The organism is Streptomyces sp. NPDC002888, from assembly GCF_042888465.1.
Taxonomy (GTDB): domain Bacteria; phylum Actinomycetota; class Actinomycetes; order Streptomycetales; family Streptomycetaceae; genus Streptomyces.
The window spans coordinates 16,132-39,219 of sequence record NZ_JBIAPU010000048.1 but is presented as its reverse complement, the minus strand read 5'-3'; the positions used below and the strand labels follow the sequence as shown (position 1 = coordinate 39,219).

Annotated in this window: 22 protein-coding genes and 1 tRNA gene; 10 read left to right on the top strand and 13 right to left on the bottom strand. The window is 71.2% G+C overall.

Annotation, left to right across the window (positions count from 1 at the left end; translation table 11 throughout):
• Positions 1-2: 2 nt before the first annotated feature.
• From ACFYWX_RS45675 to ACFYWX_RS45665, 3 genes are all read right to left on the bottom strand, one after another.
• Positions 3-1,541, bottom strand: coding sequence for a Stp1/IreP family PP2C-type Ser/Thr phosphatase (locus ACFYWX_RS45675; protein ID WP_389431406.1), 1,539 nt, complete (start codon positions 1,539-1,541; stop codon positions 3-5).
• A 140-nt stretch (positions 1,542-1,681) separates the two neighbouring features.
• A complete protein-coding gene (locus ACFYWX_RS45670) occupies positions 1,682-2,197 on the bottom strand; it encodes an FHA domain-containing protein (protein WP_389431404.1) in 516 nt (171 codons plus the stop codon).
• A 10-nt stretch (positions 2,198-2,207) separates the two neighbouring features.
• Positions 2,208-3,074, bottom strand: coding sequence for an FhaA domain-containing protein (locus tag ACFYWX_RS45665; protein ID WP_389431403.1), 867 nt, complete (start codon positions 3,072-3,074; stop codon positions 2,208-2,210).
• A 455-nt stretch (positions 3,075-3,529) separates the two neighbouring features.
• Between ACFYWX_RS45665 and ACFYWX_RS45660 the strand changes: the two genes are divergently transcribed.
• Positions 3,530-3,616: transfer RNA gene (locus tag ACFYWX_RS45660), tRNA-Leu, on the top strand.
• A gap of 94 nt (positions 3,617-3,710) precedes the next feature.
• On the opposite strand, the gene ACFYWX_RS45655 is transcribed toward ACFYWX_RS45660, so the two are convergent.
• The 9 genes from ACFYWX_RS45655 to ACFYWX_RS45615 form a co-directional block, all read right to left on the bottom strand.
• Entirely contained in the window at positions 3,711-5,252 is a 1,542-nt protein-coding gene (locus ACFYWX_RS45655; protein WP_389431402.1) for an AMP-binding protein, read from the bottom strand.
• Positions 5,249-5,674, bottom strand: coding sequence for an acyl-CoA thioesterase (locus ACFYWX_RS45650; RefSeq protein ID WP_389431401.1), 426 nt, complete (start codon positions 5,672-5,674; stop codon positions 5,249-5,251). Before ACFYWX_RS45650 ends, ACFYWX_RS45655 begins: the two co-directional genes overlap by 4 nt.
• The gene (locus ACFYWX_RS45645) at positions 5,671-6,012 is read right to left on the bottom strand and encodes a holo-ACP synthase (protein ID WP_389431399.1); all 342 of its coding nucleotides are present in this window, start codon (positions 6,010-6,012) and stop codon (positions 5,671-5,673) included. Before ACFYWX_RS45645 ends, ACFYWX_RS45650 begins: the two co-directional genes overlap by 4 nt.
• A complete protein-coding gene (locus ACFYWX_RS45640; protein WP_389431398.1) occupies positions 6,002-6,976 on the bottom strand; it encodes a hypothetical protein in 975 nt (324 codons plus the stop codon). The genes ACFYWX_RS45645 and ACFYWX_RS45640 overlap by 11 nt, the downstream gene beginning before the upstream one ends.
• Before the next feature lie 41 nt (positions 6,977-7,017).
• A complete protein-coding gene (locus ACFYWX_RS45635) occupies positions 7,018-7,278 on the bottom strand; it encodes a hypothetical protein (protein WP_389431396.1) in 261 nt (86 codons plus the stop codon).
• Between the two features lie 79 nt (positions 7,279-7,357).
• Positions 7,358-7,960: a TIGR03086 family metal-binding protein gene (locus ACFYWX_RS45630; protein ID WP_389431394.1), complete on the bottom strand. Its 603-nt coding sequence runs from the start codon at positions 7,958-7,960 to the stop codon at positions 7,358-7,360.
• Between the two features lie 152 nt (positions 7,961-8,112).
• Positions 8,113-9,447: a PLP-dependent aminotransferase family protein gene (locus ACFYWX_RS45625; protein WP_389431392.1), complete on the bottom strand. Its 1,335-nt coding sequence runs from the start codon at positions 9,445-9,447 to the stop codon at positions 8,113-8,115.
• A gap of 2 nt (positions 9,448-9,449) precedes the next feature.
• The gene (locus ACFYWX_RS45620) at positions 9,450-10,400 is read right to left on the bottom strand and encodes an alpha/beta hydrolase (RefSeq protein ID WP_389431390.1); all 951 of its coding nucleotides are present in this window, start codon (positions 10,398-10,400) and stop codon (positions 9,450-9,452) included.
• Positions 10,390-11,088, bottom strand: coding sequence for a TetR/AcrR family transcriptional regulator (locus ACFYWX_RS45615; protein WP_389431388.1), 699 nt, complete (start codon positions 11,086-11,088; stop codon positions 10,390-10,392). The genes ACFYWX_RS45620 and ACFYWX_RS45615 overlap by 11 nt, the downstream gene beginning before the upstream one ends.
• Before the next feature lie 158 nt (positions 11,089-11,246).
• Here ACFYWX_RS45615 and ACFYWX_RS45610 point away from each other — a divergent pair, with 158 nt between their 5' ends.
• Positions 11,247-12,347 carry an alpha-hydroxy acid oxidase gene (locus tag ACFYWX_RS45610; RefSeq protein WP_389431386.1) on the top strand — a complete coding sequence of 367 codons (1,101 nt, stop codon included), beginning with the start codon at positions 11,247-11,249 and terminating at the stop codon, positions 12,345-12,347.
• A gap of 334 nt (positions 12,348-12,681) precedes the next feature.
• Complete coding sequence (locus ACFYWX_RS45605) at positions 12,682-14,052, top strand: class I adenylate-forming enzyme family protein (RefSeq protein ID WP_389431385.1); 1,371 nt, start codon at positions 12,682-12,684, stop codon at positions 14,050-14,052.
• On the opposite strand, the gene ACFYWX_RS45600 is transcribed toward ACFYWX_RS45605, so the two are convergent.
• On the bottom strand, positions 13,990-14,661 hold the full coding sequence (locus tag ACFYWX_RS45600; RefSeq protein ID WP_389431384.1) for a 4'-phosphopantetheinyl transferase family protein: 672 nt from the start codon (positions 14,659-14,661) through the stop codon (positions 13,990-13,992). The two genes, ACFYWX_RS45605 and ACFYWX_RS45600, sit on opposite strands and share 63 nt — an antisense overlap.
• A gap of 18 nt (positions 14,662-14,679) precedes the next feature.
• On the opposite strand from ACFYWX_RS45600, the gene ACFYWX_RS45595 reads away from it, so the two are divergent.
• The 7 genes from ACFYWX_RS45595 (at position 14,680) to ACFYWX_RS45565 (ending at position 23,084) form a co-directional block, all read left to right on the top strand.
• Complete coding sequence (locus tag ACFYWX_RS45595) at positions 14,680-14,946, top strand: phosphopantetheine-binding protein (protein ID WP_383728358.1); 267 nt, start codon at positions 14,680-14,682, stop codon at positions 14,944-14,946.
• A 190-nt stretch (positions 14,947-15,136) separates the two neighbouring features.
• A complete protein-coding gene (locus tag ACFYWX_RS45590) occupies positions 15,137-16,786 on the top strand; it encodes a class I adenylate-forming enzyme family protein (RefSeq protein WP_389431382.1) in 1,650 nt (549 codons plus the stop codon).
• Positions 16,783-18,066: a beta-ketoacyl-[acyl-carrier-protein] synthase family protein gene (locus tag ACFYWX_RS45585; RefSeq protein ID WP_389431380.1), complete on the top strand. Its 1,284-nt coding sequence runs from the start codon at positions 16,783-16,785 to the stop codon at positions 18,064-18,066. The genes ACFYWX_RS45590 and ACFYWX_RS45585 overlap by 4 nt, the downstream gene beginning before the upstream one ends.
• The gene (gene hppD, locus ACFYWX_RS45580) at positions 18,063-19,127 is read left to right on the top strand and encodes a 4-hydroxyphenylpyruvate dioxygenase (RefSeq protein WP_389431379.1); all 1,065 of its coding nucleotides are present in this window, start codon (positions 18,063-18,065) and stop codon (positions 19,125-19,127) included. Before ACFYWX_RS45585 ends, hppD begins: the two co-directional genes overlap by 4 nt.
• 109 nt (positions 19,128-19,236) lie before the next feature.
• Positions 19,237-20,154 (top strand): phytanoyl-CoA dioxygenase family protein, encoded by a 918-nt coding sequence (locus ACFYWX_RS45575; RefSeq protein WP_389431378.1) that lies wholly within the window; start codon positions 19,237-19,239, stop codon positions 20,152-20,154.
• A complete protein-coding gene (locus ACFYWX_RS45570) occupies positions 20,154-21,050 on the top strand; it encodes a prephenate dehydrogenase (protein WP_389431376.1) in 897 nt (298 codons plus the stop codon). The genes ACFYWX_RS45575 and ACFYWX_RS45570 overlap by 1 nt, the downstream gene beginning before the upstream one ends.
• A 78-nt stretch (positions 21,051-21,128) precedes the next feature.
• On the top strand, positions 21,129-23,084 hold the full coding sequence (locus ACFYWX_RS45565; RefSeq protein ID WP_389431375.1) for an FAD/NAD(P)-binding protein: 1,956 nt from the start codon (positions 21,129-21,131) through the stop codon (positions 23,082-23,084).
• Positions 23,085-23,088: the final 4 nt, after the last annotated feature.

Here is a 23,088-nt window from a genome sequence, read left to right as displayed (position 1 = left end):
GCCTACTGCTTACCGCACAGCGAGACGACCTTCTGCTCTTCCTCCGAGAGAGTGGGGCCGGGGCTGGGTGTGGGCGCGGTCGGGGTCGTGGACGGGGACGGAGGCGTGGACGGAGATGTCGCCGAGGGACTCGGTGACGCCTTGGACGTGAGGGAGGCGGGAGTGGTTCCCGTGGTGCCTCCGGCCTCGCCCTCGCCGGTCTTGGCGTTGCTCTGGTTTCCGGCGGTGGTGCGCTCGGCCTGCTTCTTGCACGCCGACGCCTGGACGGACAGCTCCGTGATCTTCTTCTGGGCGTTCTGCAGGCCGCCTTCGGCGATGGTGGCCTCGACCAGTTTCTGCTGGTACTGCGGCAGGTACTTGAGTTCGATCTCGGGGTGGTCCTTCTCGACCTTCGACAGCGACACCCACGCCAGGTCCTGGCTGATGCCCCGGTACAGCGCGATGTGCTCGTCCTTGGTGCCGACGTAGTACTGCGTCTGCGTCCAGCGCCAGCCGCCGTAGAGGCCGCCGCCGACGACGGCGAGCGCGAGGATGGCGTAGAAGGATCTCTTGAGCCACCTGCGGCCCTTGCCGGGCTTGACGAAGTCGTCTTCGCCGTAGCCATCGAAGCCGCCGGTCGGGACGTAGCCGGTGGTGTCGCCGGAGCCGGGCGGGCCGAACTCGCCGCCGCCCTGTCCGGGCACCTGACGGCCCAGGCCCGATGCGCGCCCCGCGGGGGTCTGCATGATGCCGTTGTCGTGCAGCTGGAGCTGGTTCTCGGCGACGGCGCCGACCACCACCGGGGTGTCGGACAGCTGCCCGGCGAGGGTGTCGCCGGTGTCGAGGTCGAGGACGTCCGCGATGATGACGGTGATGTTGTCGGGGCCGCCGCCGCGCAGCGCGAGCTGGATGAGCTCCTGCACGGTCTCCTGCGGGCCCTGGTAGCTGGCGAGGGTGTCCTCGAGCGTCTGGTGGGAGACGACCCCGGACAGTCCGTCGGAGCAGATCAGGTAGCGGTCGCCGGCGCGCACCTCGCGGATGGAGAGGTCCGGTTCGACGTGGTCGCCGCTGCCCAGCGCGCGCATCAGCAGGGAGCGCTGCGGGTGGGTGGTGGCCTCTTCCTCGGTGATGCGGCCCTCGTCGACCAGCCGCTGCACCCAGGTGTGGTCCTGCGTGATCTGGGTCAGCATGCCGTCGCGCAGCAGGTACGCCCGCGAGTCGCCGACGTGCACGAGGCCCAGTCGCTGGCCCGTCCACAGCAGCGCGGTCAATGTCGTCCCCATGCCTTCGAGCTGGGGGTCGTCCTCGACCATGGAGCGCAGCTGGTCGTTGGCGCGCTGTACGGCGTGGCCGAGCGAGGTGAGCACGTCGGAGCCGGGGATGTCGTCGTCGAGGGCGACGATGGTGGAGATGGCCTCGGAGGAGGCGACCTCACCGGCGGCGGCGCCGCCCATGCCGTCGGCGATGGCGAGCAGGCGCGGACCGGCGTAACCGGAGTCCTCGTTGCCCTCCCGGATCATGCCCTTGTGCGATCCGGCGGCGAAGCGCAGTGACAGGCTCATGCGCACCTCGCCAGTCGGCTCCGGGTACAGCCGGTCGTGTCGAGCCACACTGCCCACCCTCCGGTCGGGAGCGCGCCGGGGCCCGGGGTGGGGACCGCCGCTGCGTGCTCGCTCCGCTCGCGCTCAGTCATGATGTAGCACTACTTCCGAAGCTCGATGACGGTCTTGCCGATGCGGATCGGCGCGCCCGGCGCGATCGGCGTGGGCGTCGTCAGCCGGTTCCGGTCGAGGTACGTGCCGTTGGTGGAGCCCAGGTCCTCGACGATCCACTGGCCGTCGCGGTCCGGGTAGATCCGTGCGTGGCGGCTGGAGGCGTAGTCGTCGTCCAGCACGATCGTGCTGTCGTGCGCCCGGCCCAGGGTGATGGTCTGCCCCTGGAGGGCGACGGTGGTGCCCGTGAGGGTGCCCTCGGTCACCACCAGCTTGGTGGGGGCGTTACGGCGCTGGCGGCCGCCGCCCGACTGCTGGCGCTGTGGCGGTGGGGCCTGGCGGGCGGCCTGTTGCTGCTGCGGGCGCGCGGCTTCCCGGCGCGCACCGCGCTGGGTGACGCGCGTACCGAACAGGTCGCTGCGGATGACCTGCACGGCCACGATCACGAACAGCCACAGGACGGCCAGGAAACCCAGCCGCATGACCGTGAGGGTCAGCTCTGACATTGCCCCCGCTTCACCCTTCGGCTTGCCGGTAAATGATGGTGGTACTGCCCACGACGATCCGCGAGCCGTCGCGGAGCGTAGCGCGGGTGGTGTGCTGCCCGTCCACCACGATGCCGTTGGTGGACCCGAGATCCTGGATCGTCGAGGGCGTTCCGGTCCGGATCTCACAGTGCCGGCGCGAGACGCCGGGGTCGTCGATCCGCACGTCGGCTTCGGTACTGCGGCCCAGCACCAGCGTCGCGCGGGAGATCTGATGGCGGGTGCCGTTGATCTCGATCCAGTGGCGGGTTCGTCCGCCGGCCGCGGGCGCGGCCGGGGGCCGCTGGCCGCCCGCGGGCTGGGGGTAACCGTACCCGCCGGGCCGGCCGCCGGGCGGCGGCGCGGACGGCATGGGGGGAGCGGCGGCGGCGCCGGGACGGGCGGACTGTCCCGGCTGCGGGTAGCCGTACCCGCCGGGACGCCCGCCGCCGGCCGCCGGAGCGCTCTCGGGGGCCTGGCTGCTGGACGAGGCGAGCGTACGGCTGCGTACCCGGTACAGGCCGGTGTCGAGGTCGTCCGCCTTCTCCAGGTTGACCTTGATCGGGCCCATGAAGGTGTAGCGCTGCTGCTTGGCGTAGTCGCGCACCATGCCGGCGAGCTCGTCGCCGAGCTGGCCGGAGTAGGGGCTGAGCCGCTCGAAGTCCGGCGTGCTCAGCTCCACGATGAAGTCGTTGGGGACGACGGTGCGGTCGCGGTTCCAGATCGTGGCGTTGTTGTCGCACTCGCGCTGCAGCGCTCCGGCGATCTCCACCGGCTGGACCTCGGACTTGAAGACCTTGGCGAAGGTGCCGTTGACCAGACCTTCGAGACGCTGCTCGAACTTCTTCAGGACTCCCATGAGGCACCTCCTCCGTCGTTGCCGTCCTGTGGACTGCTTCTTCTGCTGCCCTGCGTACTGCTTCTTGCCTGGTACTGCTTACTGATCGTATCCACGCGCCGGTGAATCGGCTGGTTCCCCCTGTCGACCCGGTCGACGGGTGTCGAGGCTCTCCTCGACCCCTTCCCCGGAAGCTCTCCTGTACGTACCTCTGCCCAGGATCGTAGAGGGGGCCGTAGACCAGTGTCCCGCACCTGACTGTGGACCTCGTCCGGCTCCTGGGCAGATGGCCGGGACCGGTACGAGGTTGATACGTGAACAGGCCCTCGTTGATACGTGGTGGGGGCGCCGGCGTCTCTGCGGGGGGCCGGGGGCGGCGGATAAGCGATGTGAATCCACCCGGCCCACCGTGCTAATGTTCTGGATGTCGGAAGGCGCCAGCCCCACAGGGGAAGGAGCCGGAGGACACACCCAATGCGCGGGTGGCGGAATAGGCAGACGCGCTGGATTCAGGTTCCAGTGCCCGCAAGGGCGTGGGGGTTCAACTCCCCCCTCGCGCACCAGCGGAACGGGCGGCATCGTGATCACGGTGCCGCCCGTTCTGGTTTGTCGGGATCCCACTGTTTCTGTGCGGCTTCTCTTTCTGTGAGGAACGTCTCAGGGGTGGGCGGCCGTCGCCACCCGCGGGAGCAGTCCCCCTTCTTCGAGCCGGGCCGCCATGTACGTGCGCGCGGGCTTGCCGCTCGCCGTGCGGACGACGGCGCTGTGCGGGACCTCGACGACGGTCTCCGGGGCGACGGAGAAGTCCGCGGTGACGCGGGCCGCGATGCCGTCGGTGTCGATGTCCCGGCCCCGCTCCGCCACGACCACGACGGCGAACGAGGCGCCGTACGGGAGGACGACGCACTCGGCGACGCCCGGTTCGGCCGCCGCCACCTGTTCCACGTCGGCGGCGAAGACGTTGGTGCCGTTGACGGAGACACGGTCGGAGCGCCGGCCGCCGAGGTAGAGCAGGCCCGCGTCCAGGTGGCCCAGGTCGCCGGTGTCGAACCAGGTGGTGCGGTGGTCGGTGGCGCCGTCGTACCCGTTGAACAGGGTGTCCCCGCGCAGCTGTACGCGGCCCGTCTGCGCCTCGGCGCAGGTGCGGCCCGACTCGTCCACGACGCGCAGGTCGAGGCCGGGCATGGTGGTGCCGAGGCAGGCGGTGGCGACCGGGCCCTGGGTGCGGAATCCGGTGGCGGGGTCCGTGAGGCGGTGCGAGGTGGCCATCAGGACCGCTTCGGCGAGGCCGTAGCAGAACACCAGCGCCGACGGGTCGAAGCCCCAGTCGGTGGTGGCGTCGAGGAACGTGCGCACCGACTCCCGGCGGATGGGTTCGGCCCCGCAGAAGACGGTGCCCCAGGCCTGGAACAGCTGGGGATCGGGCTTCTCCTTGTCCGCGGCCTCCGTGATCCGTGCCGCCAGGTAGCGCAGCATGAAGTCGGGGAAGGCGCTGTGGACGCGCTCGGCGTCCCGGACGAGGCGCAGGGCCCCCAGGGGCCTGCGCAGGAAGGTGCCGGGCTCCTCGAGGACCACGTCGGCGCCCTGGACGAGCGCGGTCAGGGTTCCGATCAGGCCCATGTCGTGGTGGAGCGGCAGCGCCATCAGACCGGCGTGGCCCGGCCGCATGCCGGACACGTCGCGGATGGCCTCGATGTTGCCGAGGACCGCGCGGTGACTGAGCGGGATCGGGCGGGGCATGCCGGTGGAACCGCTCGTGTACTGGACGAACGCGAGGTCCTCCGGGTCCCCCGGTGCCGGTTCGGGCGCCCGGGCCGGGTGCAGGTCCAGCCGGAGTTCGTTCAGGCCGTGCCCGGAGATCCGGACGGCGTGGCGCGCCTGCTGCTGCCGGGTCACCGCGGCCAGGTACTGCTCGACGACGGCCCCGGGCACGCGTGGCTTCACGGAGACGGGGACCGCGCCGAGGTGCATCAGGGCGAGCAGGGCCAGCAGGCTCTCGCGGGAGCTGCCGATGCGGAGCATGACCCGGTCCCCGGGGCGTACGCCCTGCTCGGCGAAGCCGCCGGCCGCCGCGGCGATCTGCTCGGCGAACTCGGGGTACGTCAGGGTCTCCCGCCGGGCGGAGGTGCCGAAGGTGACGGTGGCGTCGGCACGGTGGGCCTGGGCGGCGAGGGCCTGGGGCAGTGTGGTGCCTGTCATGCCACGCTCCCGGGGCCCTCGAGCATCGTGTCCAGGTTGACCTTGTGGATGCGTTTGGTGTGGCGGTCGATGAGGCCGAGGCGGACCCGGCCTCTGGCCACCACCGTGCCGTCGGGCCGTTCGACGTCCTGGGCCAGGGTGAAGCTGTAGGCCGACTGTTCCGCGAGGGACGTGCGCACGACGAGGCGGCCGACCGGGTCCCAGTCGACCGACTGGACGTAGTCCAGCTGGAGCTGGAGCACCATGGCGACGACGGAGTCCTCGCGGGCGTCGACGCCGTGGGCGAGCCCCCACTCCCAGCGGCCGGTCTCCAGAAGCTGGGGGTACACGCTGTTGTTCAGGTGCCCGGCCCAGTCGAAGTCGTTGGGGCGCAGGGCGACTTCACAGGTGTGCTCCAGGACCCGTGGTGTGACGGTTGTCATGTGGGGTGGTGCCCTCCGCTCGTCATCGGCTCGGCCAGGAGGACGACCACGGCACCGGCCATGCCGCCGGTGTGGCTGATCGACAGCTCCGCCGAGATGTTGCGCTCCTCGCACCAGCGGGCGACGTCTCCGTGCAGCCGCAGCCGGGGCTGCCCGGCGGGGCCGTGGCCGACCTCGATCTCGGGGAAGGTGCACTCGGGTGCGCCTCCCATCGAGCTGAGGGCCTTGATGAAGGCCTCCTTGGCCGACAGCAGCCCCGCCAGGGACGCGTCCGGGTCGGGACGGGAGCGGCAGTGTGCCCGCTCCCCCGCGGTGAATACCGCCCCGCTATCCCGCAAGTGCCGCCTCTGAGCGAGCTCCGCGACTGACTGCAGATCGAATCCGGTCGACATCGTTCGTGCGGAGGCTGGCGAAGTAGGCACGCTTCAAGTCCTCGTAGGATCGGGTCTCGATGCCGGTGACTTCCCGCACCAGGGCGAACACGCTGCTCAACTTGCGTGCGTGCACCGACCCTTCATGCAGCGCGTCGTCGCGGAGGGCGAACTCCTCCTCGTCGGTCCGGACCCGCTCCCACCAGTTGACGTGGCCCTTCCGCTCGGTCTGGGCCTCGCGGGTCGAGCCGAAGGTCTCGCCGCCGTCGGGGCGGACCCAGGTGTACGCCATCGACAGGACGTCCTTGAGCGGGTAGACCCCGGACTCCACCAGGGCCTTGGCGAAGGCGGCGAAGTACTGCCGGTGCTGCACCTCGTCCTTCATGACCGTGTGGAAGACGTCGTGCACCAGCTCGTCTTTGCTGGTGCGGGCCGCGTGCTGGTACGACACGCAGGCCTCGATCTCCACACAGGCCTGGAGGATGCAGACCCGGGCGTAGTTGTCCATGGGAAGGGGCCCGCGGCACTCGACGACCTCTTCCTGGTCGATCGGGTCGATGCCGGTCATCTCCATCAGACGCCCGAAGGAGATCTCGTGGTGGGCCTCCTCCTCCAGCCAGTAGCGGGCCGACCAGGCGGCGGCGATGTGCAGGACGTCGCTGCCCAGCGGGTTGGACTCGCGTATCTCGTTGGCGAGTTTGACGCCGTCCACGGCGAGCCGGATACCGGCCGGCTGGGTGGTGAGTTCGGCGCGGGCGGCGTGCCACAGGGCGGCCTTGTCGCTCTCGCCCGGATGCGTGAGGCGGCGGCCGTCGAAGAGTTCGTCCGACGACCAGCGGCGCTGCTCGTGGTAGCTGTGCTGGGCGCGCAGCACATCGGTGAGGGTGGCCCCGGAGCGGAGTTCCTTGACGATGTCGGTCATGATCAGCATGGGTCTCGCCTTCCGTTCAGGAGGAGCTGGGAGCTTTCCGTTCAGGAGGAGCTGGCTGCGAGCTGCTTGCCGAGGGCCTGGACGACTTCCTCCGCGGTGTGCTGGAGGGTCATCGTCGGCAGTTCGACGTCGTCGTCGAAGCCGGTGTCCGCGAGTGCGCCCGCGAACGCGTCCAGCAGGTCGACGGAGTTGATCGCCGTCGGCGAGGCGACGAGGACGGCCGACAGCGGCTGCCCGGCGAACACCTCCTCCTCCGTCAGACTGAGGCGCCGTGCGACATGCTGCTTGAGTTCAGTGAGCAAGGTGTCTCCCTGTGCGTGTCGGGCTTGGGGCGTGACGGGCCGGTGAGGTCCACGGGCCGGTGACGTGTGCGGGCCGTGACTACAGGGCCGCCGCGGCGGACCAGTCGGGGGACCTGCCGAGCGACGTCAGGACGAGGTCGAGGGAGCTCGCGCCGGCCGCCGCGGGCAGGGCGGGGCGGAACAGGGGGTCGGGTACGAGCCGGCGTTCGTCGTCCGGCACGCGCAGGGCGAACGCGAGGGCGGCCTCGGCGACCTGCTCGTCGAGATCCAGGGGCACGCCGAGCGTGCGGGCCACGTCCCAGCCGTGGACCACGTAGTCCAGGAAGTGGAAGCCGATCGCGACCGAGGCCGGGAAGCGTCTGGTGGTGCTGATCTCGGGGAGGAGGAACTCCCGGGTGAGCACGCCCTGTTGGGTGAAGGCGTCGATGGCGGTCCAGGCCGCGGCCCGGTACGTCGCCGACGGGTCGTCGCCGAGCGCGATCGGCTGCCATACGGCGAGGTCGTCACCGCCTCCCGAGGCGGCCGCCGCGAAGCCGTGGTGCTGGCCCGCCATGTGGGCCACGAGCTGGCGGAGTGTCCATCCGGCGCAGGGTGTCGGGAGGTCCCAGTCCGTCGGGTCGGCCTGCTGTAAGAGGCGTACGGTCTCCAGCACAGCCGTCCGGTCGAGTTTCCGGATATCCATGCGGGCCCTTTCGCGAGTGGTTGTCCGGCCAAGACATTAGCACGACCGTGCGTTCAGTTTTGAGATCATGGAAGGGAAATCATGGAAGGGAAACAAGGGCCCGTCCGACGTCCGGCCGGGCCCTGGAACCTGTCCGGCCTCGTACCGCTTCGTCAGGGGCGTTCGGTCGCCTCGGCGGCCCGGGACTCGATGAACCGCGCCAGTCTGCGCACGCCCTCGACGATCTGGTCGGGGGTCAGGGCGCTGCAGGAGAGCCGGAGCCGGTGCTCCCCGCCGCCCTCCGTGTAGAAGTCGCTCATAGGCGTCCACAGCACGCCGAAGGTGCGCGCGGAGTCCTCGAGGGCCTTGGTGTCGGCGACGAACGGGACGTCGACGACGAGGAAGAAGCCGCCCGTCGGCTCGTTCCAGCTCAGGCCCAGCTCGCGGCGCCGCTCCTCGGGGAAGTGCCGCTCCAGCTCACCCAGCAGGGTGGCCAGGTTGGTGCCGTAGTAGGCGATGGCCTCGGCGTTGGCCTCGCGCAGCCGGCAGTCGCACTCCACGAGGAGTCCGCCGATGACGGCCTGGCCGATGGCCGAGGTGTTGACCGTCGTCATGCTCTTGATCTTGGAGAGCTCGTCGGCGAGCAGGGAGCGCCGACCGCCCGGGCCGACGACCTCCTGGTCGGCGACGACGTAGCCGACGCGCGCGCCGGGCAGCGCGGTCTTGGCGAACGACCCCAGGTGCAGCACCCGGCGTTCGTGGTCCATCGACTTCAGCGTGGGGCGGGCGGATCCGGCGCGGACGAAGAACCCGTAGGGGTCGTCCTCCAGGATCAGCAGGTCCTCCTCCGCCGCGACCCGAAGCAGCCGTTCGCGCGCGGCCAGGGTCATGGACGTGCCCGACGGGTTGGCGAAGTCCGGCACCACGTACAGGGCGCGCGGTCGCCTGCCCTCCTGCCGCAACCGGCGGGCGGCGGCCGCGAACGCCTCGGGGTCGGGGCCGTCGGCGCCCTCCGGGACGGGGTGGGTGGCGATGTCGAGCAGGCGGGCCGCGCCGGTGATGCCGACGTAGCAGGGCGAGCTGACCAGGAGGGTGTCCTCCGGCACCGCGAACAGCGCCCGCAGGGTGAGCAGCATGGCCTCCTGGCAGCCGGTCGTCACGACGATCGACTCCGGGGCGACGTGGATCTGCTCGTCGTTGGCCAGGGTGCGGGCGATGAGCTCGTGGATGATGCCGTTGGTGCGCCCGTACTGGAAGAGGTGGGTGCGCACCTGGTCCTTCGACCAGCCGCGCGCCTGTTCCAGGTGGTCGGTGTAGGAGCGCAGGTGGCGGGCGAGGTCGTCCGTCTCGAACGTGCCCTCGGAGGGCCTGCCGGGTGCGAAGGAAAGGGCCTCGGGGAAGCGGGCGACGACCTCGTTGAGGAAGTTCATCGCGTCCAGCACCGGGTCGGTGAGCGAGGCGTGCAGGTCCGTAAGGGCGAGCGCCGGAGCGGCGGTGGTGTCCGTCATGGTCAGCCCTTACTCGCGGCGTCGGCGAAGGCGGTGCGCAGGTGTGCCGCGGCCTGCTCCATGGCACGGCGGGCCGCGTCAAGAGTGCCGGACATGGTGAAGAAGCCGTGGGCCATCCCCGGGTAGCGGGTCACCTGCGCGGGCACCCCGCTCTCCCGCAGCCGCTCGGCGTAGCTCTCGCCCTCGTCGCGCAGCGGGTCGTACTCGGCGGTGATCACCAGCGCGGGCGGCAGACCGGAGTGGTCGGGGGCGCGCAGTGGGGAGGCGAGGGGGTGGGTGCCGTCGTCCGGGGTGGTGAGGTAGTTGTCCCAGTACCAGTGCACCGACTTGTCGTTGAAGAGCAGCGGGTCGGTGTTCTCCCGGCGGGACGGGGTGTCCGCCAGATAGTCCGTGTTCGGGTAGACGAGCAGCTGGGTGAGGATGTCCGGGCCGCCCGCGTCACGGGCCATGAGGGTCACGGCCGCGGCGAGGTTTCCGCCGGCGCTGTCACCGGCGACGGCCAGCCGGCTCGCGTCCCCGCCGAACTTCTCGGCGTGCTCGGCGGCCCACCGTACGCCCGCGAGGCAGTCCTCGGGGGCGGCGGGGAACTTGTGCTCGGGGGCCAGGCGGTAGCCGACGGCGACGGTGAGGCAGCCGACGGAATTGGCCAGGGTGCGGCAGAGCGCGTCACTGGTGTCCAGGGAGCCCAGGGTCCAGCCGCCGCCGAAGAAGTAGACGAGCACGGGCAGCGGGCCCTCGCCCGACGGCCGGTACACGCGCACCGGCAGGGATCCGCCGGGTCCCGGGACGGTGAGGTCGTGCACCTCGTGGACCGGCTCGGGGGTGCCGGCCTCGGCCTGGATGGACGCGAGGTCGGCGGCCCGTGCCTCCTGAAGCGTCATGGTGTACAGCGGGCGGACGCCCTCCGCCGCGCGCCGGTCGTACAGGGTCTGCAACTGCGGATCAAACGGCATGGTGCCTCCGGTCCAGGCCCGCGAGCCCTGCGGTCACGGGCGGTTCAAGGGTGTCGGGCAGCAGCGACGGGTCCGTCGCGACGTCTCGCAGCCGGCTGACGATGCCGTCGGCCGCCCTGCTGTAACAGGTGAAGTTTCCGTGCAGTACGGATTCGGCGTTGGCCATTTCCAGGAGGGCGACGAGTTCGAAGGCGAGCTGGGCGGAGTCGGCGGCCGCGCAGACCTCGCCGGCCTCCTTGGCCTCGTCGATCGTCTGCTCCATGAGGGTGAACCAGTTGCCGTGCGCGTTCGCCACGGCGTCGTGCACCTTGCCCTGGCGGGCGTCGTACTCGGCCGAGACCGAGTAGAAGAAGCATCCGCCGGGGAAGACGCGCTGCGCCGAGTAGGCGAGCCAGTTGCCGCACAGGCACTGGAGCCGGCCGAGTCCTGCGGGCAGGGTGCGGGCCGGCTGCACCACGTGCTCTATGAAGACCTTGATGGCGGCGCGCACGGTGGCGAGCTGCAGCTCCTCCTTCGATCCGAAGAGGGCGAACACACCGCTCTTGCTGAGGTCGAGCTCGCCCGCGAGGCGGCCGAGCGACAGGCCCTCAAGGCCCTCGACCGACGCGATCCTGACGGCTCGTTGGAGGATCGCGCGCCGGGTCTGGTTGCCGCGTTCGATGCGTCCGTCCGTGCCTGTCCTTGCCAAGGAAAACCTCCTCGATACCTCCCGCCGGGGGACGTCCGCCGTCGTGACACGCTGGTGACATCATTATGTGGACGACCGTGCGGACATGTGGGAGAGTTCGGTTAGTGTACGCCCGTGCGGTTAGTTGGGAAGCACGGTCGAACGCGCAAGAGCGAGCTATGAACACGGGGGTGTTCGCAGTGGTGTCGTTGGCGCTTCACGAGTACGAGGCGGTCGCCAGAGAGCGGCTGTCGGGCCCTGTATGGGACTTCCTGGCAGGAGGGAGCGGGACCGAGTCGATGCTGTCGGCCGGCCGCGAGGCCCTTGACCGGATCAGGCTGCGGCCGCGCTGTCTCGTCGACGTCTCGGACTGCGACCCCCGTACCTCGCTGCTGGGGGCCGACCTCGCGGCGCCGCTGGGCATCGCACCCATGGCCTACCACCAACTGGCCCATACAGATGGGGAGTTGGCGACGGCACGGGCCGCCGGGGAGGTGGGCGCGCTCTTCACCGTCAGCATGTTCGCGAGCCGCACCCTGGAGGACATCGCCGCGGAGGCGACGGGCCCGCTGTGGCTGCAGCTTTATTGGCTCAAACGGCGCGAACTGATGATCGACCTTGTTCGACGGGCGGAGGCGGCCGGGTACCGCGCGCTGGTCCTGACGGTCGACGCCCCCAGGGTCGCCCACCGTCGGCGGGACGCGCGCAACGGCTTCGCCGTTCCGGCGGGTATACGCGCGGTGAATGTCGATCCCTCCGTCATGTCCGCCTCCCATGTCGACGAACCGGGCGAGTCCGCCATCGCGCGGCATTCCCGGGAGCAGTTCGACGCCTCCATCACCTGGGAGGACCTGGCCTGGCTGCGTGAGCGCACCTCGCTGCCGCTCGTGGTGAAGGGCTTGCTCACCAAAGAGGATGCCGAGCTCGCCCTGAAACACGGGGTCGACGGCATTGTCGTGTCCAATCACGGGGGCCGTCAGCTCGATTTCGCCCAGCCCGCGATGGAAGCGCTTCCTGAGATTGTCGAAGTCGTCTCCGGGCGATGTCCGGTGATCCTGGACGGTGCGGTCCGGCACGGCGCCGATATTGCGAAGGCGCTCTGTCTGGGCGCGGATTCCGTTTTTGTCGGGCGCCCCGTTCTCTGGGGACTGGTGCATTCCGGAAGCGTCGGCGCAGCTGACGTGCTCCGTACCCTCATGGAGGAGTTCGAAGAGGTCATGGCCCTCATGGGCGTCCCGCGTGTCCGGCTCTTCGGCCCCTCGGGAGTTACTCGGCAGTGAATTCTTTTTGACCCGTCGGGTCGCCCCCCATTCATCTTTCCATTTCTGGATGAATGGGTGATTCGGCGTGCTCGAAAACAGCCGCTCAGTACATCTGCCGACGTGCAACAGGTCACTAAAACTGTGCTTGATTACTCGCAGGTAGTGAGCAACGATGAATCTGTCGCCACGGGGAAACGAGGACGGCGGCACGCCCGTTCCAAGGCTTTGATTGGTGGGGATTTCAGTGGGGGAAGCGGTGCCGAAAAGGGCCGTTTGTGTCGAAGGCGCCTGGATCGACGACATATTACTGGAGGGGGACGGCCGCAAAACCGCGCTCCACCTGGGCAGGCCCGTGAGTCTCGCGGAGCTGCGCCGGCTCGTCACCGACGAGCAGGAGCGCCTGCGGGCCGCCGGCCTGGTGACCGGGGGCACGCTCGCCGTACGAATGCCCCCCTCCCTGGCCTGTATCGTCGCCATGCTCGCCGGGTGGCGTACAGGAGCCCAAGTCGCGCTGCTGGACCACCGGTTGACCACCTACGAGGTGGGCAAGGCGGTCGCGCGGCTCGCACCGCAGCTGGTCGTCGAGCCGGTCGAGGAAGTCAGCGGCCGACTGCGCGGATTCTTCGACGTCAGCACCCGCATCACCCCGCTGCACGGCGGCCGCCCGGCCGCTTCGCCACACGCACTGCTCCAGCTGAGCTCCGGCTCGACCGGCCCCTCCAAGGTGATCGGCCGCACGGTCGGCAGCCTCCTGGAGGAACTCGACCGGTACGCCCGGCTCGACGGCTTCCCCCGCAGGGGCGAACGCACCGTCGTCCTGGCCTCGATCATCCACGTCCTCGGCCTCGTCGGCGGACTGCTGCACGGACTCGCCTCCGGCACGGAGATCGTCCTGCCCGGCACCCAGACGGTCGACGGGATCCTCAAGGCCGTCGCCGCGGGCGACGAGCCCACCACCATCCTCGGTGTCCCCTCGCAGGCCGCGCTCCTCACCGCGCCCCAGACGCCGCCCCGCCTTCCCCAGCTGCGCCGGATGATCGTCGGCGGCGAACTGGTCAGAACGGACGTATGGGAACGGTTCACCCGGAACTACCACGCCGATCTGGGCGTCATGTACGGCATGACCGAAGCCGGCGTCATCGCAACGGACCTCTCCGGAACCAACCGCCCCGGACTCACCCCGGCACCCGGCATGAAGGTGCGCGTCGAGGACGGGCAGATCCTCCTGGGCCTGCCGGACACCCCGTACGTGGGACCGGCCGACCCGACCCGCTTCGTCGACGGGTGGCTGCGCACCAAGGACGCCGGCAGCTTCGACGAGGACACCGGCCTGCTGACGGTCCACGGCAGACTGGACTCGCAGGTCTCCATCGGCGGGCTGAAGGTCGACCTCGCCGAGGTCGAGCAGGCCCTCACCACCCTGCCGGGGGTCACCGACGCCGTGGTCGTACAGGGCACCGGCATCGAGGCCTTCGTGACGGTGGCCGAGCAGAAGGCCTTCGACGCCCTCGCCGCGCTGCTCGCGGCGCGCCTCGCACCGTACAAACGACCCCGCACGCTGCACTTCCTGCCCGAGATCCCACGCACCGTCACCGGCAAGCCGGTACGCAACGCCGAGATCCTCCGGGCCGCCGTGCGGTCCGCGGCCTCGGCCGACGACTCAGGTCCGGGCGCCGGAGGAGATCCTGCGCACCTGGACGCGGACACCACCGCCATCGCCTGAACCACCCGCGGCGTCACCGTGCAGCGCGACGCCGATGACATGGCGGCCGTCACCCACCATGACCGCGAAGGACGCGACATCGTCGACGTCGGGCAGGGGGTGCGGGACCGACGGGGTGTGCGGGCCGGGAGGCCAACACTCCGGAAGCGGCATACAACGGCTCATGCCCCCGCCGCGCAGGCCCCGCCCGAGTGCCTTGCCGACCGCTTCCTTCTGCGTCCACAACCACAGGAAAGCCACTGAGCGTTCCTGCTCGGGCAGCCCGCTGATCCAGGCAGCCTCTGCGGGATGAAGCCACGCCCGGGCCATCGACTCGGCGCGCAGCTCTCGTACCCCTTCCACATCGACACCCACCGGAGCCCGGCCCGTGAGGGCGATCGCCAGTGCTCCGCGCGTGTGGGCCACGCTCACGCGCAACGCCTCGCCGGCCCCGCCGAGATACGGGCGGCCGCCGGGTTCGTGCTCCACCCAGACCTCGGACTCCGGGACGCCGAGCATCCCGGCTGCGTTCCGCAGCAGCAGGGAGCGTGCCGTTCGGCGCTCGTCCCCGTCCGTGGTGCACCACAGCACCGTCACCGTGTCCGGGTCCAGCCCCGGGTGCCCATCCATGAACCAGGAGTCAATCAAATGTCCGCTGAGGTTGAGAAGTTCATCATCGAGGCGCTGAAGAACATGAACTACGACGTTTCCGAGGTCACCGGCGACACCCCGCTCGGCCCGGCCGGCCTGGACCTGGAGTCGCTCTCCGTCGCCGAGATAGCCATCCAGGTCGAGGACACGTACGGAGTGAAGTTCGAGGAGGACGAGATGGAGTCCGTCGCGCTCCTCACCGTCTCCGGCCTCGTCAAGGAGATCGTCGACCGGGCGTCCGCCGCCGCTGCCGCGGCCAAGTGACCCCGCGGCCGGCAACGGCCTGACCTGTGCGCACCCTCCCGGCCCGCGCGCCACGGCGGCGGGCGGGAGGGGCGGCAGAGCCCTGCGCGAGGAGTCCGGGACGGCACCAGCCGTCCCCGAAGAGCCCGAGACGGCGACGCCGTACGCGAAGACCGAGACAACAAGGCCCGAAAACTAGGGGACCCCGGGAATGAACCCGAAGAACGAGCGCGCGGAACTCGCGGCCGATCAACGGCTGGGCGTGGGCAACGTGCTGACCACACTGATCGAGCGGGGCACCGGCCTCGACACTCCGACCCTGACCTTCGACACCGAGGTGGACGGTCATCCGGCCTGGCAGGCCCTCACCCTGGCCCAGCTCGGCGAGCGCGTCGCCGCCCGGGCCTCCGCGCTGCACGCCCTCGGGGTCAAGCCCCGGGACCCGGTCGCCGTCTGGGTGACGGACGGCGCCGACCAGGTCCTCAGCTACCTGGCGCTCGTCCGCCTGGGCGCGATCCCCGCGCTCATCAACGGCAAGGTGCCCGCCGAGCAGGCCGCCGAGTACATCAGGCGACTGCGGGCCGTCGGGGTCATCGCCGACGTCCCGCACTGGGACGCACTGTCCTCGGCCGGCAACACCACGCCGCTGCTCGCGGACCCGGCCGACCTGGGCAAGGGCGACCCCGCCGAGGCACCCAAGCCCTACCGGCACCACGCCAACGAGCCCGTGGTCATCACCCACTCCTCCGGGACGACCGGCCTGCCCAAGGCCGTCACCCACTCCCACCACAGCCTGTTCGCGGCCATCCGCCACCGGCTGTCGCTGCCCAAGGGCCAGGGCCTGGACCGGATGCTGGGCGCGCTGCCGTCGGCGCACGCGGCCACCGTCATCGCCGTGAACCTCGCCCTGACCAACCGCGCCCAGCTGGCCGTCGTGTCCCGGCAGACCGGCTCCCTGGTGCTCGACGCCATCGAGTCCTGGCAGCCGGCCAGCGTCCTCGGCTTCGCCGCCACCTGGTCCGAGCTCGCCGGCGAGGACCTGTCGAAGCGCAACATGGACTCCGTGCGCACCTGGTGGAACACCGGGGACTGCGCGCACGAGGCGCACATCCGCAAGCTCATCGCCACCGGCACGCGCGAGTCCGTCACCGCGCAGGGGCGGGTGCAGACGCGCGGCTCGTTCTTCGTGGACGGCCTGGGCTCGTCGGAGATGGGGCACTCCCAGTTCCACATCACCCACACCCCCGACACCAAGCGCTACGGCCGCTGCATCGGCAAGCCGCACACCTTCTCCGACGTGGCGGTCGTCGACGACGACGGCGAGAAGCTCGGCGTCGGCGAGGTCGGCCAGCTCGCCATCAACGCGCCGACGCTGTCGCTGGGTTACTGGAACGACTCGGTGACCACCTACCGCACCCGCCGGGACGGCTACTTCCTCACCGGCGACCTCGTCTTCCGCGACGAGGACGGCTACTACTACCACGTCGACCGTCTCGTGGACGCGGTCGACCTCGGAGACGGCCACCGCCTCTACACCATGCTGTGTGAGGAGCGCGTCCTCGCCGACTGCGCCGACGTGCTGGAGTGCACGGTCGTCGCCGTCCCCAAGGACGGCAAGGCCGTCACCTCCGTCCTGCTCATGCTGGACCCGGAGGCGGACCAGGAGGCCGACCGCACGGCGGAAGTGCTCGCCGCGCTGGACCCGCACGTGGCCCGCACCGTCGAGCGCGTGGTCGTGGTCAGTCCGGACAGCATCCCGCTCGGCGCGACCGGCAAGGTCCGCAAACTCGTGCTGCGCCAGCGCTTCCTCGACGGTGAGCTGCTCGGCCACGAGTCCTCCGCGAAGCAGGTGGCCGTATGACCGCCGCGCGTTCGGGCGCCGTCATCACCGGGCTCGGTACCTTCACCCCGCTCGGCCGTGGCGCCGCCGACACCTTCGACGCCCTGTGCCACGGCAAGTCCGGTCTGCGCCGGCCGCCGGAGGGCCACCTGCTCGACGGCACCGTGGGCACCGCCGGCATCGCCCCCGACATCGAGGCGCGGGAGGTGCTGCCGCCCAGCGAGGGGCGGCTCGTCGACCGGTTCGCCCTGATGGCCCTGGCCGCAGCCGACGACGCCCTCGCCGACGCGGGGCTCGTGGTCGGCCGGGACGCCGACCCGGAGCGGGTCGCGGTGGTCGTCTCCAGCGGCGCGGGCGGCCTGACCACGTACGAGGCGCAGACCCACGAGCGGGTCCAGCGCGGCCCGACGGCGGTCAGCCCCTACCTGCTGCCCGGCATGCTGCCCAACATGGCGGCGGCCCGGATCGCCATCAAGCACGGCATCCGGGGCTGGAGTTCGGCCGTCTCCACGGCCTGCGCCGCCGGTGCCCACGCCGTGGCGGAGGCCGCCCGGCTGATCCGGTACGGCGAGGCCGACGTGGTGGTCTGCGGCGGTGCCGAGGCGCCGCTCAACCCGACCTCGGCGCTGGCGTTCGCCCACGCCCGGGCGCTGGCGAGCGGCTGGGACGACGACCCCGAGGCGGCCAGCCGCCCCTTCGACCGCCGCCGCAACGGGTTCGTCCTGGCGGAGGGCGCCGGGGTGCTGGTCATCGAGCGCGCCGAGCACGCGGACGCCCGCGGCGCCGCGGGCTACGCCGACCTCCTCGGCTGGGGCGCCACCACCGACGCCTTCAAGCCCACCGCACCGCGGCCGGGCGGCGAGGGAGCCGCGCAGGCCATGCGCGGGGCGCTGCGGACCGGTGGTCTGACGCCCGACGACATCGGCTACATCAACGCGCACGGCACGGCCACCAAGCTGGGCGACGTCGCCGAGACCAAGGCCGTCCGGGCCGTCTTCGGGGACCGTTCCCCGGCCGTGAGCAGCACCAAGTCCATGACCGGGCATCTGCTCGGCGGCTCCGGCGCGGTGGAGGCGGCCATCTGCGCCCTCGCCATCTCGCGCGGCACGCTGCCGCCCACCCACAACCTCGACGAGGTCGACCCGGCCTGCGATCTCGACCACGTGCGGGGCGAGGCGCGGCGCACACCGGTCGAGGCCGCGCTGTCCAACTCGTTCGCCTTCGGCGGCCACAACGTCAGCCTGCTGTTCGGCACGGCCAGCACCCGCACCAAGCGACAGCAAGAGGGAGAGAGCACGTGAACATCGGAGCCGTGGACCACGTCGAGTTCTACGTCGGCGACGCCCAGCAGTCGGCGTTCTACCTCTGCACCGCGTTCGGCTTCCGGGTGCGCGGCCAGGCGGGTCCCGAGACGGGCCAGGCGGACAGCCGGTCCCTGCTGCTGCGCCAGGGCGGCATCGACATCGTGCTCACCTCCGCGCTGACCCCGGACCACCCGGCGGCGCAGTACGTGTCCCAGCACGGTGACGGGGTGGCCAACATCGCCTTCGAGGTCACCGACGCCGCCAAGGCGTTCGAGACGGCGATCGAGCGGGGAGCGACGGCCGTCGAGGAGCCCGTCGTGCACGGCCGGTGCGGCACCGAGGTCGTCACCGCCTCCGTGCTCGGCTTCGGCGACGTCGCCCACCGGTTCGTGCAGCGGACCGGCGACCGGGACGACTTCCTGCCCGGCACGATGGACATCTTCGCCGCCGACCCCGACGAGAGCGAGCAACTGCTGCACACCGTCGACCACGCGGCGATCTGCCTGCCGGCGGGCGAGCTGCGGCCGACGGTCGCCTTCTACGAGAAGGTCTTCGGGTTCAGCCAGATCTTCGAGGAGTTCATCGAGGTCGGCGAGCAGGCCATGGACTCCAAGGTGGTGCAGAGCCCGTCCGGCAAGGTCACCTTCACACTCATCGAGCCCGTGACCGACCGTCAGCCCGGCCAGATCGACACCTTCCTGGCCAGCCACGGCGGTGCCGGCGTGCAGCACCTCGCCCTGCTCTCCGACGACATCGTCACCACCGTCCCGGCCATGGAGGAGCGCGGCGTCACCTTCCTGGACACGCCCGGCACCTACTACGACGAGCTGACGGAGCGTCTGGACAAGCCCGACCTGCGCATGGAGGACCTGCGGCGCACCAACGTCCTGGTCGACCAGGACCACTGGGGCCAGGTCTTCCAGATCTTCACCCAGTCCATGCACGTACGGAAGACCTTCTTCTGGGAGGTCATCGACCGGCACGGCGCCCGCACCTTCGGCAGCGGCAACATCAAGGCCCTCTACGAGGCCGTGGCCCGCGAGAAGGCGATGGCCTGACGCCGCGACCGGCACCGGACGAGTAGGCGACGGCGACTTCGCGCCCGGCGCCCCACGCCCTCGCACCCCCGCCCTTCCCTGCCCGCGATCGCAGTACTCGAGGAAGACCGTGACTGTTCAGGACACCGCACCGTTCACGCTGACCGACGAGGAGCGCGCGCTCCTCCCCACCGACGAAGAAGTCGACTTCTACGCCGAGCACGGCTGGTACCTGTCCAAGAAGCTCTTCACCGACGAGGAGATCGACCTCCTGGAGTCGGCCAGCGAGCGTTTCTACGCGGGTCACCGCGACCGGACCCTGCCGGTGCGCCCGCCGAAGCTCGCCTATTGGGAGCCCGGGAACGGCGCGGTGCAGCGGCACAACGACTACATCCACTACGAGGACGACACCATCGGCCGCATCCTGCGCAAGCCGCTGCTCGGCGCGGTGGCGGCGCGGCTCGCCGAGGCCGAGGAGATACGGGTGTTCCAGTCCACCCTGATCTACAAGCCGCCGGTGGCCGGGGAGCAGTCGAACATCGTGCCCTGGCACTTCGACCGGCACTACTGGTCCACCTCCACCTCCGAGCGGATGCTGACCGCGTTCATCCCCTTCCACGACTGTGGCGAGGAGATGGGCACGATCACGATGGTGGACGGCAGCCACCAGTGGAAGGAGACCGCCGAGAACGACGCGACCTCCCTGCACTTCGCCGAGCGCGACCGCAGCGAGCTCGACGTGATGCTGGAGGAGAACGCCGCGTACAACGGCGTCGAGGTGCGCAAGGTCCCGATGGTGATCCCGAAGGGCCATGTCAGCTTCCACCACTGCCGCACCTACCACGGCAGCGGCGCCAACGTGAGCGACCGGCCGCGCCGCGCCATCTCCTTCCACCTCCAGGACGGCGAGAACCGCTACCGCTCCTTCCGCCGCTCCGACGGCACCGAGGTCTCGTACAACCACGACGTGGTGGTGCGCAGGACCGCCGCGGGGACGCCGGACTACGCGGACCCCGAGTTTCTCCCCGTGCTGTGGCGCACCCGCTGATGCGCAGTGTCGCGGTGGTCGGAACGGGTCTGATCGGCACGTCGATCGCCCTGGCCCTGCGGGGCCGGGGCATCACCCCCTACCTCCTCGACGAGAACCCCGAGGCGGCGCACACCGCGGCCGACCTCGGTGCGGGGGTGGTGGGAGTGCCCCGCACGCCCGTGGACCTGGCGGTCCTCGCCGTACCCCCGCAGCATGTCGCGACGTCCCTGCACCAGCAGCAGGTGCGGGGGCTGGCCCACGACTTCACCGACGTCTCCAGCGTCAAGGTGCGGCCGCAGGCGGAGGCGGCGGAGCTGGGCTGCGACCTGGCCCGCTTCGTGGGCGGCCACCCGATGGCGGGCCGGGAGCAGTCCGGCCCGCTCGCGGCCCAGGCCGACCTCTTCCGGGGCAGGCCCTGGGTGCTGACCCCGGCCGAGAGCGCCGGCGAGCGGGTGGTCGGCCGGGCCACGGAACTCGCCGAACTCTGCGGGGCGCGCCCGGTGGTGATGGAACCCTCCCAGCACGACCGGGCGGTGGCCCTTGTCTCGCACACCCCGCACCTGGTCGCGAGCCTCCTCGCGGCCCGGCTGCTGCACGGCGACGAGTCCCACCTCCAGCTCGCCGGGCAGGGGCTGCGCGACGCCACCCGGATCGCCGCGGGCGACGCCGATCTGTGGACCGACATCCTCAGCTCGAACGCGGCCGCGGTCGCGGAGGTGCTGACGGAGCTGGCCCTGGAGCTGGACGCGGCCGTGGACGCCCTGCGGGAGCTGGCCGAGGCCCCGTCGGCCCACGGCCCCACCGGCCGGGCCCACCTCAACGACGCCCTGGCGCGCGGTGTGCGGGGACGCGGCCTGATCCAGGGGCGGACTTCCGGCGGACTGAGCCTGAGCGGTGTTGCCGCGGGGACATGAGGCGCCGGCGCCTTGGCCGCCACCCGTAGGGCGGTCGGCCGGGCCCACGACGACTTCCGACCAGTGGAGAGAGTGACTATGACCAGCCGACGGCTCGACGTCTGCGTGATCGGTGCCGGGCCCCGCGGCCTCTCGGTCCTCGAACGATTGTGTGCGAACGCCGCGTCGGTCCCGGACGACATCACGATCACCGTGCACGTGGTCGACCCGTATCCGCCGGGCGCCGGGCAGGTGTGGCGCACCGACCAGTCCGAGCACCTGCTGATGAACACGGTGGCCTCCCAGGTCACGATGTTCACCGACGAGAGCGTGCGGATCGAGGGCACGCTCGTCCCCGGGCCGAGCCTGTACGAGTGGGCGCGCTTCCTCACCCTCATCGGCCCCATGGGCGGCCGGCAGCACGACGAACGGGTCCTGGGCGAGGCACGCGCGCTCGGCCCCGACTCCTACCCCACCCGGTCCTTCTACGGCCACTACCTGGAGTGGGTCTTCCAGCGGGTCACGAAGACGGCGCCGAGCGGCCTGACCACGGTCGTGCACCGCGCCCGCGCGGTCGCGCTCGACGACGAGAGCGACGGCACCCAGTGCGTGCGGCTCGACGACGGCACGCTCGTGGAGGGCCTCGACGTCGTCGTCCTCGCCCAGGGCCATCTGCCGGTACGGCAGTCCCGGCGCCAGCGCGAGCTGGGCGACTTCGCCGGAGCCAACGGGCTGGGCTACGTCACGCCCGCCAACCCCGCGGACGTGGACCTGACGAAGGTGCGGCCGGGCGAGACGGTCGCGCTGGTCGGGCTCGGGCTCAACTTCTTCGACTACATGGCCCTCTTCACGCTCGGCCGCGGCGGGCGGTTCGAGCGGCGGGGCGGCCGGCTGGTCTACGTGCCGTCCGGCCGTGAGCCCCGCATGGTCGCGGGCTCCCGCCGGGGCCTGCCCTTCCACGCGCGGGGCGAGAACCAGAAGGGCGCGCACGGGCGGCACGAGCCGGCCGTGCTCACCGTCGAGGTGATCGAGGAACTGCGCAAGCGGTCCCGGCGGCGGGGCGGGGTCGACTTCCAGGAGGCCGTGTGGCCGCTGGTGTCCAAGGAGGTCGAGACCGTCTACTACACGGCGCTGCTCACGGCCGCCGACCGGGCGGGCGACGCGCGCCGGCTGCGCGAGGCCTACCTCGCCGCGCCGCCGGGCGGCCGACAGGAGCGGGACCTCCTCGACGAGTTCGGCGTCGCCCCCGCCGAGCGCTGGGACTGGACCCGGATCGCCCGCCCGTACGCGGGACGCGACTTCGACTCGCCGGAGGACTTCCGGGGCTGGCTGGTCGGCCATCTGCACGCGGACCTGCTGGCGGCACGCACCGGCAACGTCGACGGCCCGCTCAAGGCGGGGCTCGACGTGCTGCGCGACCTGCGCAACGAACTGCGGCTCGTCGTCGACCACGGCGGCCTCACCGGCCGCTCGCACCGGCAGCACCTGGACGGCTGGTACACGCCGCTGAACGCGTTCCTGTCCATCGGCCCACCCGCCAGCCGCATCGAGGAGGCGATCGCCCTGATCGAGGCCGGGGTGCTGCACGTGCTCGGCCCCGACGCGCGGGCCGTGGCGGACGAGGAGGCGGGGGTGTTCGCGGTCGAGTCCCCGGCGGTCCCCGGCTCCCGGATCCCGGCCACCACACTCATCGAGGCCCGCCTGCCGGAGATCGACCTGCGCACCACCGCCGACCCGCTGCTGCGCCGGCTCCTCGACTCCGGGCAGTGCCGCCCGCACGAGATCCGCGACCCCGAGGGGACGTCGTACGAGACGGGCGGCCTCGCCGTCACCGACGCGCCGTTCCGCCTGATCGACGCCGAGGGCCGGGCACACCCGCGCCGCTTCGCCTTCGGCGTGCCCACGGAGTCCGTGCACTGGGCGACGGCGGCCGGGATACGGCCCGGGGTGAACTCCGTGACCCTGCAGGACTCCGACGCGATCGCGCACGCCGTGCTCGCGGGCGCCGCGGACCTGCGGCCGGACAACGAGATGACCAAAGAGCTGACGAGGTGAGCGC